Origin of the sequence: Cupriavidus sp. WS (assembly GCF_000395345.1) — a bacterium.
Taxonomy (GTDB): Bacteria; Pseudomonadota; Gammaproteobacteria; order Burkholderiales; family Burkholderiaceae; genus Cupriavidus; species Cupriavidus basilensis_B.
The window spans coordinates 1-17,121 of sequence record NZ_AQPL01000499.1; the positions used below are offsets into that span (position 1 = coordinate 1).

Consider the following 17,121-nt stretch of genomic DNA (forward strand, 5'->3'; position numbering starts at 1 on the left):
GCGAAAAACAAGGGGAACCTCAGCCTGTGCGGGCGCACGCGCATGTTTGCGCCAGATGCGCTGCATGGCCGAGACTGACACATCCCCCAGTCCCACGGCAAGCTTGTAGTTGCCCCAATGCGTCGCCCGTCCGCAGGCTTGTGCTTGAGCGTGTAGCTCAGAACACGCCAGCGCCGTCATTCTTGATGGACGCACGCTGCAATCGACCTGTGAAAGCGGGCCGAGGGCGGGGTACGATGGGTACAAGCGCAAGCGGGGAAGCAAAGTCCATATGGCTGTCGATACGCTGGGGTATTTGCTTGCCGTGCATATCACGCCGGCCAACGAACAGGAGCGCGCCCAGGTAGAGGAACTGGCGCAGCAAGTGCAGCAGGCAAGCGGCCAGACGGTGAAGGTGGCGTATGCCGACCAAGGCTATACCGGAGCGCAGCCGGCCCAAGCCGCAAGCGACGAAGGCATGGCGTTGCAGATCATCAAGCTGCCCGAAGCCAAGAAAGGCTTCGTCTTGCTGCCCAGACGGTGGGTGGTGGAACGCAGTTTCGGCTGGGCCAATCGCTTCCGCAGATTGGCGCGAGACGATGAACGTTTGCCAGAAACGTTGGCCGGATTGCACTTCGTGGTCTTTGCCATGCTCATGCTCGTTCATGCCGTACCTATCCTGCAAAGTGCATAACACCCTCTAGCCGAGATCCGCACGCAAGCGGGGGCATGGAATATGTGTTAGGTCCCGCTGCCTGCGATTACCTCGACGTCTCCATATTCGAGCGATGTGGCATTCCGGTGACATGGTTCGACTATTCTAGCTATGCACCATATTCCTAACTTTGGGGGCTTTCGAACCTGCTGTAAGCATTCAATATCGTTTGATACGCTGACAAGCGAGCCCAGAATGTTCATGGCCGCACTGTTAGCCAACATTAAAACGGCACCATTGGCTGTTCTTCGCTATCTACAATTCGCAGATCAGTATCAATCCGCATGGCTGGCTCCGGTGCCCGGTTTGAGTCTCAGGCAAATTACAGTTTGGGTCAATTCGGGTATTGGCTATGCGATTCTATCTATATTCTGGACAGCGGTGATCCTGCCTCCAATTCTATTTCTACGCGGTCTCTCGCGTTACGCAATAGGAGGTATATTGTGGTGCCTGTTGGCACTTTGGACAGGCTTTCTCGGCCACATGTTGCTCTATAAGACCTGGAATTTCTATGCCGGCACCCTTGTCGTTCCCGTTTCCGGGCTGTTGGTGACATTGTGCGTAGCTGCGATACAGGACACGCGGGCGGTGCAGTGGCTCGGCGGGGCACCACGTGTATTGATGGTTGCGTTTTCTCCTCTTCTTCTGTTGTTTCTCTGCAGTTCTGCATTGCTGCTGTTTACTGTGCTTCCTTTGACGATCCAGTCGGTACGTGCATTAGGGACCGGCATGTCGCAGCAAGTGCTGTCGATTCCTGCGTTTGGCTATGCTGCGCAGAGAACCCGAATTCGAGACTTCGCTGGTCGATGCCATATTCAGGGTGATGGGGCGCGCCGACTGGTGGTTGATAACTTGACGTTCTTTGCTTTCGATAATCTGAAGGAGCCACTCCAATCAGACTATCTCTACGACCAGGGTTTCGGATTGGATCTGAAAGGCGATGCCTTGCCCAGTCTTTTGAGACGGATCGGTTCTACGCTATTTTCGGCTTCGCTCATGGCGATAGCGCAGCGCGAGGGGAATATCTGCTGCATCGATCTGGACGGGAAATCGTGAATAGAAACCTTCTTGTTCCTGTTTCTATGTGGAAAGCCTGGCGAGTCCGGAAAGCCACAGCAACAGACATCCAAGGGGTTGATGCGGACTGGCAGAGCGTCGAATCATAATTGGCTACTGCAATTTCTCCGGATGTTCGCATGGCGAACATCCGGAGTCTGGATGCAATTATGTGCTCTGGCAGAGGGTGAGGAGAATGTTGCCAGATGTGGCGCCGTGGGGGTTAGCGGAGCCATTGGTTACAGTGCGCTACAAAAAAAAGACAACCTGAAGCGGGTCTTGGCCTTGGGTCGGATAGAATACCGCCACTTCTGCAAGTACTTAAGATCCCGCGCCGTTCCCACGATGGGCAAGAGCGGGCAGCCGGCATCGCCGGGTGTCGAAACATATCGATAGGTAGAGGGGGCATGAGTTGCTGCAAATTCCCATCACCGGCTGGCGCAGGTTTTGGCCGCGCCGGGATTCTGCTGAACTGGACATACTTGGCGAATGTCAGGGCTTCAGCGCGGCATTTCCTGTTTGTGCGACGTAGTGGTATCCGGTGAATGTCCACATTACAAGACAATGATCGTCCTGTCCATGCTGCAATGGGTTCGGGAGATAGCCCGGGTCTGAGGCCACGGACCACATGGATTGTTCGTTGCCGGTTCCATGGACGGCTGGTGCAGAGCCATATGCTGTCGATCGCCCAGATCCGCGCTGCGGTCAGCCGTCTTTGTTGTAGGTTGCAGTTTGGACCGGAACATTCACCGGTAGCGTTCATATGAGCAGTCAATCTAATGATGGCACCGGCATAGAGGATTATTTGAGTTGTGGACTTGCGGCGAGAGAATTTAATATGACGACACCTAATAGTGCCGCTGAAGTGGAGTAGATATTTTGTCAGGTGGGGTCGTATTTAAGAGAAATAATGCCTATGCCGCCACATCGATGGCAGCAAATTTGCTGTTTCCGCTCGCGGCGATTCCATTTCTGACTCGGTGTCTTGGAGCAGATGCCTTTGGCGAATTGGCTATTGCGCAGGCGACTGCCGTTATCTTCTGTCAAGTGGTTGACTATGGATTTTCGCTGAGTGGTGCGCGTGAGATTGCCGGTAATAAGGTGTTGTCTGAGATTTCATTGGTCTATTCTAAATATCAAAATGCCAGGCTGTTACTGCTGATCGCATGTGCGCTAATTTTCTCGTTGCTTCTGCCGACACGAATTTTTTCCATAGATAGATCGATTTTAATATTGGCAGTCATTCCCGCCGGTATTGGTGCATTTTTGCAGTCGAATTGGTTTTTCCAGGGAAGAGGCCTCTATGGATGGCTGGCCCTCGCTAATTTGATGGGGAAATCATTGTATTTGGCGGTGTCTATCTGGGTAGTCAAAGAGCCTCAGGACATCGGTTGGGCCGCCGCTGCATTTGGTGGAAGCTATCTGGTGAGCGGAGTTATTTCCTGGGTTGCGACACTTATGCTTTTCAAAGTCACCTGGAGCCGGCCGACGGATTTCTCGGAAATGATCGTTACGATTCGACGGGGAACCAAGAGTTTCATTTCATTAGCCCTGCTTTCCATCCATATGCAGCTTGTGATCTTGTTGACTGGTCACTTCGTGGATTCGAAGTCCGCAGGTCTCTTGTCCGTGCTAGATAAAATGGCACGGGGGCTGTCATCTCTCTCCGTGCCGATCGCGAACACTGCATTTCCGGTGATGAGCGATTTGTTGTCGAGGGATATAGAGCGGGCCAAGGTCACGCGTTCGCAGCTGTCCAAAGTAATGGTTTCATATGGTCTGGTATGTCTGGTGGGGATAGCCGTTTTCGGTGCGTGGGCCGTGGGGATGTTGTTCAAGGTAAACGTGGCTACGGGATTGGATAACATAACAAAGATTGTCTCCTTGCTCCCCATATTCATTGCCATTGGAGTGGTAAATGGTGGCTTGACACTCGTTCCTGCGGGCTTCGACTCAGAATATCTTGCCTCGATCGCTTTCGCGGAAACTATGGCGCTTATCGTATTCTTCGCCACGGTGTTTTGGATTCCAAAATATTCTGGCGTAATCACGATTGTCGTGGCCGAAGGATGTATGGCGGTTGCCTTCTACCTGTTTGCCAGAAGCCGGATGGGTATTCTATTTGGAATCGAGAGGGTCTGAAGTGTACGAAATCTCAGTTATTGTCTCGACCTGGCGCCGCGTCGAAATACTAAAAAAGGTCGTTTCTGCACTCCTGGCACAATCCATGTCGGCGGAACGATTCGAAATTCTCGTGATCGATAGCCGTAGCGGAGATGGAACCGATGAAGCGGTGCAAGATATAGCAGCCAGATCTGGCAGACCTGTACGCCTGGTTAACTGTGAAATCAACTCTATCAGTGCCAAGCGGAACTTAGGAATACAACTGGCAAATGGATGCTATTTGATTTTCCTGGATGATGATTGCATCCCGGATCCCGATCACTTGGAACGTTTCCTTGCGTCCGCCGCAGACACGAGGGGGCAACGTGTCGCATGGTGCGGAGGAGTTCGATTCGACAAGGGGCTGATTTCAGCCAGCAACTACTATCGATATAGGGATGAGTGCCATTTCTCTAAACTGCGTCCGAGAGCGGAGAAGCTCGAGTTTAGAGAAATTGTCACCATGAACATGATGATCGAGAAAGCCGTCTTGCTGGAGTCGGGCGTGACGTTCGATGAGCGCTTTCTTGGATATGGATATGAAGATGTTGAGTTCGGATGGCAACTGACTAAACGGGGGTTCTCGATCCGACCTTCGCCGGCGGAGATTCTACATGAGGAACTGAATGGTTCCCTCGTAAAGTTCAAAAACAAGATTTACCACTCGTCCAGGGACGGTTTTCCCGTGTTCAGGAAAGTGGCGCCCGACGCGATTTCCGTCCTGGGACGAACCACCGATCTGGAGCGAGGGCGGGAGAAATTGTCGGCAAAATCCCTGAGGCGGGCGGTGCTCTATTGGCTATTGGATTCGAAATTACCGTCGCTGGTTGAATGGTTCCTTACTCGGACAGACAGAATTGGATTTCTTTATGTTCGTCATGCTTTCCGGTTCGTATTGGCATCTGCGTATAGAAAGGGTTCTTTCGACAGAATTGACAGCTCTCAAGTGAGTGTCAGCGATGCTAACAAGAGAGGGTGGTATTCGTGAAGAACATTGAAACCGCGGGGATAGTGGTTTTGGTGATGTACTGGTTTCACTTGTTGAGAAACCTTTCCCCGATTTATTTCGTGGCACTGATGTTGGTCATTCTCGTGTTCATGACGGTAAGCTATGCGAATCGTCATGAGGCAAATCAGGATCCATGCTTCTGGCTCTTGCTGTTGCTGTGGATCTTTGCCTCAATTGTGACAATTGCCGTGGAGCCATCCTACGATAATTCGATCATTGGCCTGATAAGGTTCTGGTCGGTCATGCCGCTTATCTTTGCCTGCATGACTATGGGGGCAGGGGAGGTAGACCGCAAGATAAAATGGTTTGTTATTTTTTACGTGATAGCATCATTGTCCTATCCGCTTCAGTATCTGATAGGACCTATCGAGTGGTTTGCTGAGCCAAGCGAACGGGCGGGTGTGGAACGCTTCGCCGCATTGACGGGCAGCCTTACGTCATATGGCAGCAGTGTTGGTATTGCTTCCATAGGTGCGTTCGGATTCTTTTCGTTCCCTGTTGCCCTGTGTCTCTTCATAATTTTCATCATCGGTGGAATCCTGTCGCTTCAAAAGGCAGCGTTGGCGAATCTGGCTCTTGCTCTGATTCTCGGGTGCTGGATTCGTGGTAATGTGAATAGACGTGTGATACTTCGCATGGCGGTATTATCAGTCCCCGTCGTTATGCTGGGTTGGATCGCTATCTCTTTCTATTCATCTGCTGATGCTGGGTCTGCTAGTGTGTTCGAGGTCGCGCTCCGCTCGGTAGAGCGGTGTTATCTCAGGTCGACAGGAACTTACGTCCGATGTCACATTCTTTGAATCAGTCATAGATCGGATAACGGAACTGCCGGCAGCTGCCTTCGATTATCACGGCTGGCGGGTTGCCCTATTTGGGGCGGGTGTATATGGCGGTGCTGGTGCACTCGGATATCCTGACATCCCTACTGCGCACAATGGCGTCGTCGAATTGATCCTGATCTTTGGTGCAATAATTGGTGGCATTATCTGCATCTATCTGTTAGGGCTGCTGTTGTTTTCCGTTCGACTGCATTTGCGCGAACAGAGAAAACCGCCGGTCGAGGTCAAATTCCTATTGGCTGCTCTTTTTTTGTTCTTGCTAAATAATGCTTTCACCGGTGGCGGATTTTTTCAGCCCGTAAGCGCATCTATGTTCTGGCTCGTGATGTTCCGGCTCAGATTCGTGAACAAAAGTCATATCGTCAATCAAATTTAGAGAAAGGTTTCGCTCATGAAGACACAGTCGTCGTTGTTGATAACTGGAGGCACAGGCTCCTTTGGCAATGCCGTTCTTCGGCGATTCCTGGATTCCGATATTGCTGAAATTCGAATCTTCAGTCGAGACGAGAAGAAACAGGATGATATGCGGAAAAAATACGCAAATCCCAAACTTAAGTTCTACATTGGTGATGTTCGCGATCGGCATAGCGTGGCGGCAGCCATGCGCGGTGTGGACTATGTATTTCATGCGGCGGCGCTGAAGCAGGTGCCGTCGTGCGAGTTCCATCCCATGCAAGCTGTGCAAACCAACGTGATCGGGACGGAGAATGTGCTTGAGGCGGCGGTTGCTGCGGGCGTTGAGCGAGTAGTCTGCCTAAGCACTGATAAGGCGGTTTATCCGATCAATGCCATGGGCATCAGCAAGGCGATGATGGAGAAGGTGATGGTAGCGGCCAGCCGTAACCTGGAAGGGACCGGGACTGTCATATGTGGCACGCGGTATGGCAATGTGATGGCTTCGCGCGGATCCGTCATTCCGCTGTTTGTGGACCAGGTTCTTGCAGACAAACCCATCACGGTGACGGATCCCGCGATGACGCGGTTCATGATGACGCTTGCCGATGCGGTCGATTTGGTACTGCACGCCTTTCAGCATGGGAACAATGGCGACATCTTCGTGCAAAAGGCGCCGGCGGCGACCGTCGACGTGCTTACCAAGGCCATCCTCGAACTGATGCAAAGGCCGGGACATCCTGTCCATGTGATTGGCACTCGTCACGGGGAGAAGCTCTATGAGGCGTTGCTCAGTCGGGAGGAAATGGCCTGTGCCGAGGATATGGGGGATTATTTCCGCGTTCCACCTGATGGCCGTGATCTGAACTATGCCAAGTTCGTTGAAGAAGGCGAGGCGCGTATCACGCGAAGCACGCATGGAGAGGACTATAACTCTCACAACACAAGGCGGCTGGACGTGGCCGGAATGAAGGCGCTACTGCTCAAACTGGATTTCATGCAGCGTATTGCACGGGGCGAACATGCCGTTGCGGAGGAGTGACGCGTGAAGGTGTTAATCACTGGAGCCAATGGTTTCATTGGCAAGAACCTCCGCCTGCATCTGGCTGAGCGCGAAGATGTATCGATAGTGTGTTTCACCCGTGAGGATGATCCCGCTCGCCTGAAGGCGTTGTTGGGGGAGGTGGATTTCGTCTTTCACTTGGCTGGAGTCAATCGTCCGGAGGATCCGGCGGAGTTTGTCGCGGGCAATGTTGATCTGACCATGGCATTGTGCCAAGCACTGCGAGCTGAGATGGATAGCAGGGGGCGCAGGGTTCCGGTTATCTACACGTCGTCGACTCAAGCCCGGCAGGACAATCCATATGGGCGCAGCAAGCGAGGTGCCGAAGAGCTTTTGCAGGCGGTCGCGCAGAGCCATCAAATTCCGGTGCATGTGTTCCGCCTGCCCAACGTGTTTGGCAAATGGTGCATGCCCAACTACAACTCCGCGGTCGCCACGTTTTGCCACAACATTTCTCGTGGTCTCTCTATCCAGGTGAATGACCAGGCTGCTCCGGTCACGCTCGTGTATGTGGACGATGTCATCGAGCGGTTCGTTCAAATAATGGATGGAGCCGACGCTCAAAGAGATACTGAAGGTTTTAGCCAGGTAACGCCTCAGTACACCGTTACCGTCGGCGAATTGGCACGCCAGATCCAAGTATTTCGGGACAGCCGCAGCACACTTACAATCGACCGCGTAGGGAGTGGCTTCCTGCGGGCTCTCTACGCGACCTACGTGAGCTATCTGCTCCCCGAATCGTTCGCATACGAGGTGCCCAGCCACGGCGATGCGCGCGGCGTATTCGTGGAGATGCTGAAGACGCCGGATTGCGGCCAGTTTTCTTTTTTTACCGCTCACCCTGGGATCACGCGAGGAGGGCATTACCACCACACGAAGACCGAGAAATTCCTCGTCATCAAGGGGCGTGCATGCTTCAAGTTCCGCCATATGCAGACCGGCGAAATGCACGAATTGGTCACCAGTGGCGAGCGGCCGGAGATCGTTGAGACTGTTCCAGGCTGGACTCACGACGTCACCAACATTGGGACAGACGAGATGGTCGTCATGCTGTGGGCCAACGAGGTATTCGATCGGGCTCATCCCGATACCTTTGCCTGTCCGGTCTAAGCCGATGGCCTCCGCTACTCATATTTCTTCGATGCCGATGAAAAAACTCAAAGTCATGACTGTGGTCGGCACCCGACCCGAGATCATTCGCCTGTCGCGGGTGCTGGCACGTTTCGACGAGCATTGCGAGCATATACTCGTGCATACCGGACAGAACTACGACTACGAACTGAACCAGATATTCTTTGATGATCTTGGTATCCGCAAGCCTGACCATTTCTTGAATGCTGCGGGTGGTAACGCCGCAGAGACCATAGGCAATATAATCATTGCTATGGATCGGGTATTGGGCGAGGAGAAGCCGGAGGCGCTCCTGGTGCTCGGCGATACCAATAGTTGCCTATCGGTGATTCCCGCCAAGCGGCGCAAGACTCCAATTTTTCACATGGAAGCCGGAAATCGCTGTTTCGATCTGCGCGTGCCAGAGGAGATAAATCGGCGCATTGTCGATCATACTGCGGACATCAATCTCACCTATAGCTCGATTGCCCGCGAGTATCTGCTTCGCGAAGGCTTGCCGCCGGACATGGTAATCAAGACGGGAAGTCCGATGGCAGAGGTGCTGGCCCACTACCGGCCCGCAATCGATAAATCAGGGGTGCTTGAACGTTTGCGGCTGAAGGAGCGAGAGTTTTTCGTCGTCAGTGTCCACCGGGAAGAAAATGTTGACTCCGATGCCAGCTTCGGAAGGCTTGTGCAGGTTCTGAACACGGTGGCCGAGCAACATGGCCAACCCGTCATCGTTTCCACTCATCCGCGCACCCAGAAGAGAGTGGATGCGATGAACGTGACATTCCATCCCAATGTTCAATTGCTGAAGCCCCTGGGATTCTCGGATTACAACAAACTTCAAATGTCCGCGACTGCCGTGCTGTCGGATAGCGGCACAATTAACGAAGAATCGTCCATTATGAATTTCCCCGCTCTCAATCTGCGAGAGGCGCATGAGCGCCCGGAGGGCATGGAGGAAGCGGCCGTGATGATGGTGGGACTGAATATTGAACGTGTGTTGCAGGGACTCGAGATATTGCGTACCCAACTGCGCGCCGAGGAGCGTTCCCTGAGGCAAGTCGCGGACTACAGCATGTCAAACGTTTCCGACAAGGTACTGCGTATCGTTCACAGCTATACGGACTACGTGAATCGCGTCGTGTGGAAGAAGTATTAGGGGGGCGGATGCGCTTGCTTATTGTAACACAGTACTTTTGGCCTGAGAACTTCCGGATCAATGATCTGGTGGCCGAACTGGTACGGCGCGGTCATACGGTTACCGTGTTGACTGGGTTACCCAATTATCCGGACGGAAGCGTGTTTCAACAGTTTCGTGACAATCCGGACGCCTACTCGTGCTACGGGGAAGCGGAGATCGTGCGCGTGCCAATGTTGCCCAGGGCCAAGGGCGGCCTGCGATTGATGCTGAACTATCTCTCTTTCGCGCTCAGTGCATCTCTATTGGGTATATGGAAGCTTCGCGGACGGCAATTCGACGCGATATTTGCCTATGAGCCATCGCCCATTACAGTGGGATTGCCTGCGGCACTGATGCGGGCAATCAAACGTGCACCGATGGCTTTCTGGGTGCTGGACCTGTGGCCGGAAACCTTGCAAGCGGTCGGCGTGGTCCGGTCGCGCAGGCTCCTGCAGATCGTCGGAAAACTGGTTGCTTTCATCTATGGCCGTTGCGATTTGATACTTGCTCAATCGCGGAGCTTTATCCCCCAGATCCGAAAGTACGCCTGTGCCAACAGGAGGGTGGAATATTTTCCGAGCTGGGCGGAGTCGCTGTTCGATCTGGAGGCAGCCACGCCAGCCCAGGAGGTGCCACAACGACTGGGTTGTTTCAATGTGATGTTTGCCGGCAATATCGGCGACGCACAGGACTTCCCAGCTATTCTGGCCGCCGCGGAGAGATTGAAGCAATACGAGCACATTCGGTGGCTAATCATTGGCGACGGGCGCGCTGCGCGGTGGGTTGCGGACGAAATCGAACGACGCGGCCTGCAGGACCATGTGCTGATGTTGGGAAGATATCCGGTCGAAAGAATGCCATCCTTCTTTAGGCATGCACATGCCTTGCTGGTTAGCCTGAAGGATGAGCCAATTTTTTCGATGACGATTCCAGGGAAGCTTCAATCGTACTTGGCAGCGGGTCTTCCCGTAGTGGCGATGCTGAATGGGGAGGGGGCTGATGTCGTGAAGAATGCCGGAGCAGGTTTCACGTGTGCCGCAGGAGATCACGTGGCATTGGCGAATGGAGTCCTGGCACTTTCGCAGATGACCGACGACGAGCGTAGGGCCATGGGTACTAATGCAAGAGTTGTCAGTGACCGCGAATTTGACAGGGATACCCTGATCCGCCGACTGGAGCACTGGCTCGGAACCATGTCCCGCGACAATCTACCCCCCACCATCTCTCGGGAGACGCAATGATTCTCGTAACGGGTGCGACTGGGTTCGTCGGCAGCGCCTTGGTCAGGAAGTTGGCTACGGGGCCCGTCCCGGTTCGCGCGTGTATCCGACGTTCAAAGGCCGTAATGCCGGAGGGGGTACAGGTTATGCATGTCGGCAGCCTGTCGGCAGATACCGACTGGCGTGAGGCATTATCGGCAGTCGCGGTGGTCGTGCACACCGCGGCTCGGGTGCACGTCATGGACGATAACGCAGTCGACCCGCTTGCTGCATTTCGCTCGATCAATGTCGAAGGCACTTTGAGTCTCGCTCGTCAGGCCGCTGCTGCGGGTGTGAAGCGGTTTGTCTTTCTCAGCTCGATCAAGGTCAACGGTGAGGCAACGACACCGGGAAATCCCTTTCAGGCTGACGACATTCCCGCACCACTCGATCCCTATGGGGTGTCGAAGATGGAGGCAGAGCGGGGGTTGTGGGAGATAGCGGACCAGACGGGTATGGAAGTTGTTATTATTCGTCCCCCGCTGGTTTACGGCCCCGGCGTGAAGGCGAATTTCGATGCGATGATGAAATGGCTTAGTCGAGGGATACCTTTACCATTAGGGGCAATTCACAATGCCCGCAGCTTGGTCGCTATCGACAACCTGATAGCGCTGATCGAGGCATGCGTGGATCATCCCGCTGCCGCAAATCAGATATTTCTGGTCTCCGACGGCGAAGATCTATCGACGACGCAGTTGCTGCAGCGCATGGGGTGGGCTCTCGGACGCCCGGCGAGACTGGTTAACGTGCCGGCCATTCTGCTCCGCATGGGAGCGACGGCACTGGGCAAGTCCTCCATCGCACAGCGATTGTGTGGATCGCTTCAGGTCGACATTTCAAGAACACAAGAAATCCTGGCTTGGAGTCCGCCGGTATCTGTGGACGAGGGGCTGCGAAGGGTAGCGGAGGGTTATCGACGTGAAGCGTCTGTTTGATTTGTTGTTGGCGGCCTGCGCAGGAATATTCTTGCTTGTGCCTATCGTGGTGATTGCCGTGGCGGTCCGCTTGACCTCGCCGGGGCCGGCGTTGTATTGGTCGAATCGAGTAGGAAAGAACAACAGGATTTTCCGGATGCCGAAGTTTCGGAGCATGCGGGTTGGGACGCCCGCGGTGGCCACTCATCTGTTGAAGAATCCAGACGCCCAGCTTACGCCGATTGGCAGCTTCCTGCGCAAGAGCAGCCTTGACGAGTTGCCGCAGCTTTGGAGCATTCTTGTCGGAGACATGAGCTTTGTCGGACCGCGCCCGGCGCTCTTCAATCAGCAGGACCTGATTTCCTTGCGCACCAGCGAAGGTGTCCATGAACTGGTACCCGGGCTTACCGGCTGGGCACAGATCAACGGCAGGGACGAACTGCCGATTCCGGAGAAGGTCAAGCTAGACCGCCAATATTTGGAGCGACGATCGTTTCTTTTTGATCTTCGCATCTTGTGGATGACATTTGAAAGGGTCATCCGGCGCGATGGGATTACGCATTGATGGTAGCGTCATGAAGAGCTTGTTGATTGTCGGTGCGGGAGGGCACGGCCGGTCGGTGGCAGAGACTGTGTTGGCCGGTCATGTCTTCAATTTGGTTGGATTTGTCGACGACGCGGCTCCCGGTTTGGCCAAGGTCTGGGATTGGCCGGTGATCGGTACTACTGCGTCTTTGGAGCGATACCGTTCAAAAGCGGATGCTGCCATAGTTGCCATTGGCAACAATTCGTTGCGGGAGATCTTGTTTGATCGTCTTGTTGATCTGGGATTTGAACTCCCCACATTGATCCACCCGGGGGCCATCGTGTCTTCTCGAGCGGTCATCGGGGCGGGGAGTGTCATCATGGCGAGGGCGGTCGTGGGCACGGAGGCGCATCTGGGGGCGGGCGTGATTGTCAACAGTGGAGCCGTAGTCGACCATCATTGTCACGTTGGGGACTTCGGCCATCTTGGCGTAAACGCGGCTATGGCAGGAGGTGCGATGCTGGGCCGCGCGGCATGGATGCAGGCCGGGTCGGTGCTAGGTTATGGTGTGAGGGTGGAAGATGGGGCCGTTCTGGTGCCCGGCAGGGCCCTTCATGTGAGTTGAGAAGTCAGAATGCCATCATTCAATAAAGCTGCCGCTCCATTGTTGGCGCTGTCGCGTCCCACAAAACGTCTGGTCGTTGCTGTCCTTGATCTGGTGCTGTCCATTTTTTCCGTCTGGGCTGCCTTTTACCTGCGGATCGATCAGACTGGCTTGCCTCAGGATCAGCAAGGCTATGTTTATATGCTGGCCCCTCTATTGGCTTTCCCGTTATTCGTGCGATTTGGTTTGTATCGCGCGATTTTTCGCTATACGGGTATGGCCGCTTTGGCTAATACCGCCACTGCGGTGGGCCTGTACGGCGCGATCTTTTTTGTGGCGCTTCTCGTGTTCAAGTGGGATGGCGTACCACGCAGCGTAGGCTTGATTCAGCCAATGCTTTTTCTGCTCCTTGTCGGGGCCAGTAGGGCGATGGCCAAATTCTGGCTTGCAGGCTGGTCTGGCAAGTCACGCCGTGCGGAAGCGCGTCTTTTGATTTATGGCGCCGGGGAGGCTGGCGTGCAGATAGCTTCGGCCCTTGGTGCCACGCAGAAGTTTGTACTGTTGGGCTTTATCGACGATGATCGCACCAAAGTTGGCGGCCACATCAACGGTCTGGACATTCTGAGTCCCGAAGATGTGCCGGATGCGGTCGAGCGTATGGGAGTGACCGACATTCTGTTAGCGATCCCGTCGCTAGACCGGGGGCTCCGCAATGCAATCATTGCTTCCCTGCGAGAATTGCCGGTTCATGTGCGCACGCTGCCGGGAATGGTGGATCTGGCTTCCGGGCGTGTCACGGTGCACGACGTTCAGGAGTTAGATGTCGAAGATCTGCTCGGGCGCGCCCCTGTGCCGCCGCATGTGGGGCTGCTTGCGCGAAATCTCCTGGGCAAGACGGTGCTGGTCACGGGAGCAGGCGGGAGCATCGGCAGCGAGCTATGCCGACAGATTCTGCGGGAGAACCCGAGCCGGCTCTTGCTTGTCGAGCACAACGAATTTGGGCTCTACACCATCCATCGGGAATTGGAGAGCTTGTGCACAGAGCACGGGCTGGCAGTGCAGGTGGTGCCTTTGCTGGGCAGCGTGGTCAATTTCGGACGCATTAGGGAAATATGCCAGTTGTATCGTCCGGCGACTGTATACCATGCGGCAGCCTACAAACATGTGCCATTAGTGGAGTGCAATCCATCGGAAGGGGTGCTCAACAACATATTCGGAACGCTGAATACGGCTCGCGCAGCGATGGAAAGCGGCGTGATGCATTTCGTTCTGGTCTCGACGGACAAGGCGGTACGCCCGACCAATGTCATGGGTGCTACCAAACGAATGGCCGAACTGGTGCTTCAGGCATTGGCCGCGAGCAAGACCGTACGATTCCATCAGCCAGATGACACATTGAGCGCAGCGGTACCTAACGAAACCATTTTCGCCATGGTTCGTTTTGGCAATGTTCTGGGCAGCAGCGGTAGCGTCGTGCCACTATTCCGGAAACAATTGAGCGAAGGCGGTCCCGTGACCGTGACACATGAGAATGTGACTCGCTACTTCATGACTATTCCAGAGGCGGCACAACTCGTGCTTCAAGCTGGCGCAATGGCTCATGGCGGTGATGTCTTCGTATTGGATATGGGCTCTCCCGTCAGGATCATGGATCTGGCGAGGCGCATGATTCAGTTGTCGGGACTGACTGTGCGCAATGACACTAATCCGGATGGCGACATTGAGATTCAGATCACAGGGCTGCGTCCCGGTGAGAAACTCTACGAGGAATTGCTTATTGGCGATAACCCGGAAGGCACCATGCACGAGCGAATCATGAAAGCGCATGAAGACCTGGTGTCCTGGTCCGAACTTGGACCGCTGTTGGTCGAAATGCGGAATGCCGCTATTCGGAACGACGAGGCCACCATCAAGAAAATATTGACGCAACTGGTACATGGATATGTCGTACGGCCGACCGATACGGCTTCGGCCCTTGCCTTGTAACAAACTCATTATAGATAAACAAAATCGGGAAAGTCTCAGAAAGGGCTGGTGAATTGTTATGCAGAAGAAGTTGATGGCAATCGTGGTAGCGGCTGTGGCCGGCGCCGGAATCGGCGCGGCCATTGGTTATGGACCTTTGCTTCGCTACAAGTCCGAGGGTATCCTCAACGTGCCTATGGGCACTACTGAGTACAAGCGTATTGCTGAGCTTGCCAACGGAGCGGATTCGGGGAGTCAATTCATGGACGTGTCGCCGCTGCCGGGCATTCAGAATGGCAGTGCTGAGCGACTTATTCACGAGATCACTTCTGGCGACTGGCAGAAGCCCGTACCGAAAATCAGTAAAGTCGATACCAAGGACGTGCCAGATATCCTGTTGCAGTTGGAGTTGGAGCGGGAGAAGGATCAGGACCGCGATCAGAATCGCGATCAGAATCGCGATCAAAACAAAAACACCGCCGGACGGGTTACAACGCAACCTCCGCCTCCGGTGTACATGGGTGTACGGGTCGTTGCGACCGCTTCCAGTCCGGTCGATGCCGCTCGCGTGGCAACCTGGCTCGGAGCGTATTTCAAGGACGTGGCGGCGCGCGAGGCGGTTCGCGATCAAGTGGCTCGCTGGACGGCGGACAACATACAGTTTGCCGACCGGGCTCGTGAGCGCAGGCTCAAGTACCAGTTTGACATCGAGCAAGCGGAAGCTCGTGCTGCTGCGCTGAAGCGGGTCGTCACCAGCTATCCGGAAGCTGCCCGACGCGATGTGTCGCAGGTTGTGGACGTGCGCAAGGAGAACGAAAAGTTCATTTCCCCCTTGGCCCAACTGGTTGGTGCTGAATCGGAAGCGATCGAGATCAATGGGAAAATCGAGAAGCTGGATCGCGAGGCTGCGCAACAGATTTTCGTCAAGGAACTGATCGCCAACACCGAGGCGGTGGTGGCGAGCGCAAGAGGCGGAAATGATAGCGTGACGAAAGTGTCGGCAGTGATCTCCGATTTCTCCAAGAAGGCGAAGACGGAGGCGGAGCGCGAGAAGATTTCGGCACTGGCAGCTGATATCTCGCAAATATCGGCTCGCTTCCTGTCCCAGGCACGGTTTCTGGCAAAACCCGCTATTCCGACACAACCCGAGCGTCCACAGCCGCTGTTGATCACGATACTTGGTGCAATACTGGCGGCCTTGATCGCGGCTGCCGTGTTTTGGCGAGAGGCGCTGTTTGGCCTGATGCAATCGGACCGGGCGTCGAAGCATTGAGAAAAAGCGAGCGACACCGATTTGTATGCCGGTATTGCCTCGGCGAGATGGACATCCATCGATGGCCGGCCTGACGAGTGTCAGAGTGATCCCGAAAGGGTGCCCAGAGTAGAGCGATGGATGGAGTCGACTTGGACGCTTTAGTGGAGGGACCTGCTACATATGCTAGCATGGATGAGCGGTGTTTGCAGGCAGTCCCAAGTTCGGGAAATTTATTGCCGCATGCCATCGCTCATCTGTATCGTGATTGCTGGCTGTTCTCATTCACCCGTTCCCGACGATCCAAAAGTCACATTCGAGTGGGCCAGTAGATCTACGGCGCCACGTACGCGACTCAATTTTGCGGAAATGGTGTTCGACTTGCCACGCCCTCTTATCTGTTTGGACGTGATTCGGCATTTCTGTCCTGTGGTGCAGGCGTCGGTACGAGTTCGCTGTCTATGAATGGGGTTAAGGCCGATAAATATGAAAAAAATAATCACATTAGGTGTGACACTTCTCCAGTTCTGGAGCGCCAGCGGTATGGCGGCAGTCGGGACGTGCGAGTTTCTCTGGGGGACGGCGTCATCTGCATATCAGGTGGAAGGCGGGTGGAATAGTGATGGGAAAGGGCCATCCAATTGGGACCAGTTTACCCACCAGGACCTGACGAAGAATGTCATTGGGAGATCGGATAATGCTGATGTCTCCGTGAATCAGATATCCAGAACAGTTTATCTCGCTGACATACGGTTGATGAAACGGCTCGGAATCAATGCATATCGATTCTCCATCAGTTGGGCGCGTATCATGCCGGATGGGTATCGAGTCAATCAGAAGGGCATCGATTATTATCGTGGTCTCATTGCAGATCTTAAGGCGGCAGGAATAACACCGGTCGTCACGCTGTATCATTGGGACATGCCATTGTCTCTTTATGAAAAAGGTGGCTGGGGGAATTCTGATTCCCCTGGTTGGTTCGATAAATATTCCCGGGTCGTGTTTGATAATTTCGGAAGTAGTGTCCCGTATTTTCTGACATTCAATGAGCCGGAGGGGGATAGAACCTGTCAGATTTTTTGTGT

14 protein-coding genes and 1 pseudogene are annotated in these 17,121 nt (G+C 54.3%); all 15 read left to right on the forward strand.

The genetic code is table 11. From position 1 onward, the window contains the following. Positions 1-169: 169 nt before the first annotated feature. A pseudogene (locus K206_RS40005) lies at positions 170-673 on the forward strand (transposase); the annotation flags it as partial. Positions 674-895: 222 nt separating this feature from the next. Beyond that, positions 896-1,750, forward strand: a complete 855-nt coding sequence (locus tag K206_RS43335; RefSeq protein ID WP_155888373.1) for a hypothetical protein — start codon at positions 896-898, stop codon at positions 1,748-1,750. A gap of 879 nt (positions 1,751-2,629) precedes the next feature. Continuing rightward, on the forward strand, positions 2,630-3,892 hold the full coding sequence (locus K206_RS42160; protein ID WP_255359664.1) for an oligosaccharide flippase family protein: 1,263 nt from the start codon (positions 2,630-2,632) through the stop codon (positions 3,890-3,892). A gap of 1 nt (position 3,893) precedes the next feature. After that, complete coding sequence (locus K206_RS42165; RefSeq protein WP_196812955.1) at positions 3,894-4,901, forward strand: glycosyltransferase family 2 protein; 1,008 nt, start codon at positions 3,894-3,896, stop codon at positions 4,899-4,901. After that, complete coding sequence (locus K206_RS43340) at positions 4,898-5,722, forward strand: hypothetical protein (RefSeq protein WP_155888374.1); 825 nt, start codon at positions 4,898-4,900, stop codon at positions 5,720-5,722. Before K206_RS42165 ends, K206_RS43340 begins: the two co-directional genes overlap by 4 nt. A 430-nt stretch (positions 5,723-6,152) precedes the next feature. Continuing rightward, entirely contained in the window at positions 6,153-7,196 is a 1,044-nt protein-coding gene (locus tag K206_RS0132640) for a polysaccharide biosynthesis protein (protein WP_029044347.1), read from the forward strand. 3 nt (positions 7,197-7,199) lie between these two features. Further along, positions 7,200-8,327 (forward strand): capsular polysaccharide biosynthesis protein CapF, encoded by a 1,128-nt coding sequence (locus K206_RS0132645; RefSeq protein WP_020424005.1) that lies wholly within the window; start codon positions 7,200-7,202, stop codon positions 8,325-8,327. A gap of 37 nt (positions 8,328-8,364) precedes the next feature. Beyond that, positions 8,365-9,495: a non-hydrolyzing UDP-N-acetylglucosamine 2-epimerase gene (wecB, locus tag K206_RS0132650; protein WP_029044348.1), complete on the forward strand. Its 1,131-nt coding sequence runs from the start codon at positions 8,365-8,367 to the stop codon at positions 9,493-9,495. Then, positions 9,480-10,757: a glycosyltransferase family 4 protein gene (locus K206_RS0132655; RefSeq protein ID WP_231401719.1), complete on the forward strand. Its 1,278-nt coding sequence runs from the start codon at positions 9,480-9,482 to the stop codon at positions 10,755-10,757. Before wecB ends, K206_RS0132655 begins: the two co-directional genes overlap by 16 nt. Further along, positions 10,754-11,710, forward strand: coding sequence for an SDR family oxidoreductase (locus K206_RS42170; RefSeq protein ID WP_081651598.1), 957 nt, complete (start codon positions 10,754-10,756; stop codon positions 11,708-11,710). Before K206_RS0132655 ends, K206_RS42170 begins: the two co-directional genes overlap by 4 nt. After that, positions 11,694-12,254 (forward strand): sugar transferase, encoded by a 561-nt coding sequence (locus K206_RS0132660; protein ID WP_029044350.1) that lies wholly within the window; start codon positions 11,694-11,696, stop codon positions 12,252-12,254. Before K206_RS42170 ends, K206_RS0132660 begins: the two co-directional genes overlap by 17 nt. A 10-nt stretch (positions 12,255-12,264) precedes the next feature. Beyond that, positions 12,265-12,840, forward strand: coding sequence for a NeuD/PglB/VioB family sugar acetyltransferase (locus K206_RS42175; RefSeq protein WP_081651599.1), 576 nt, complete (start codon positions 12,265-12,267; stop codon positions 12,838-12,840). A gap of 9 nt (positions 12,841-12,849) precedes the next feature. Next, positions 12,850-14,805, forward strand: coding sequence for a nucleoside-diphosphate sugar epimerase/dehydratase (locus tag K206_RS40010; protein ID WP_043367598.1), 1,956 nt, complete (start codon positions 12,850-12,852; stop codon positions 14,803-14,805). A 58-nt stretch (positions 14,806-14,863) separates the two neighbouring features. Next, on the forward strand, positions 14,864-16,057 hold the full coding sequence (locus tag K206_RS0132670) for a hypothetical protein (RefSeq protein ID WP_020206511.1): 1,194 nt from the start codon (positions 14,864-14,866) through the stop codon (positions 16,055-16,057). Between the two features lie 465 nt (positions 16,058-16,522). Then, on the forward strand, positions 16,523-17,121 hold a 599-nt coding region (locus K206_RS42180), incomplete at its 3' end, for a family 1 glycosylhydrolase (protein WP_196812956.1).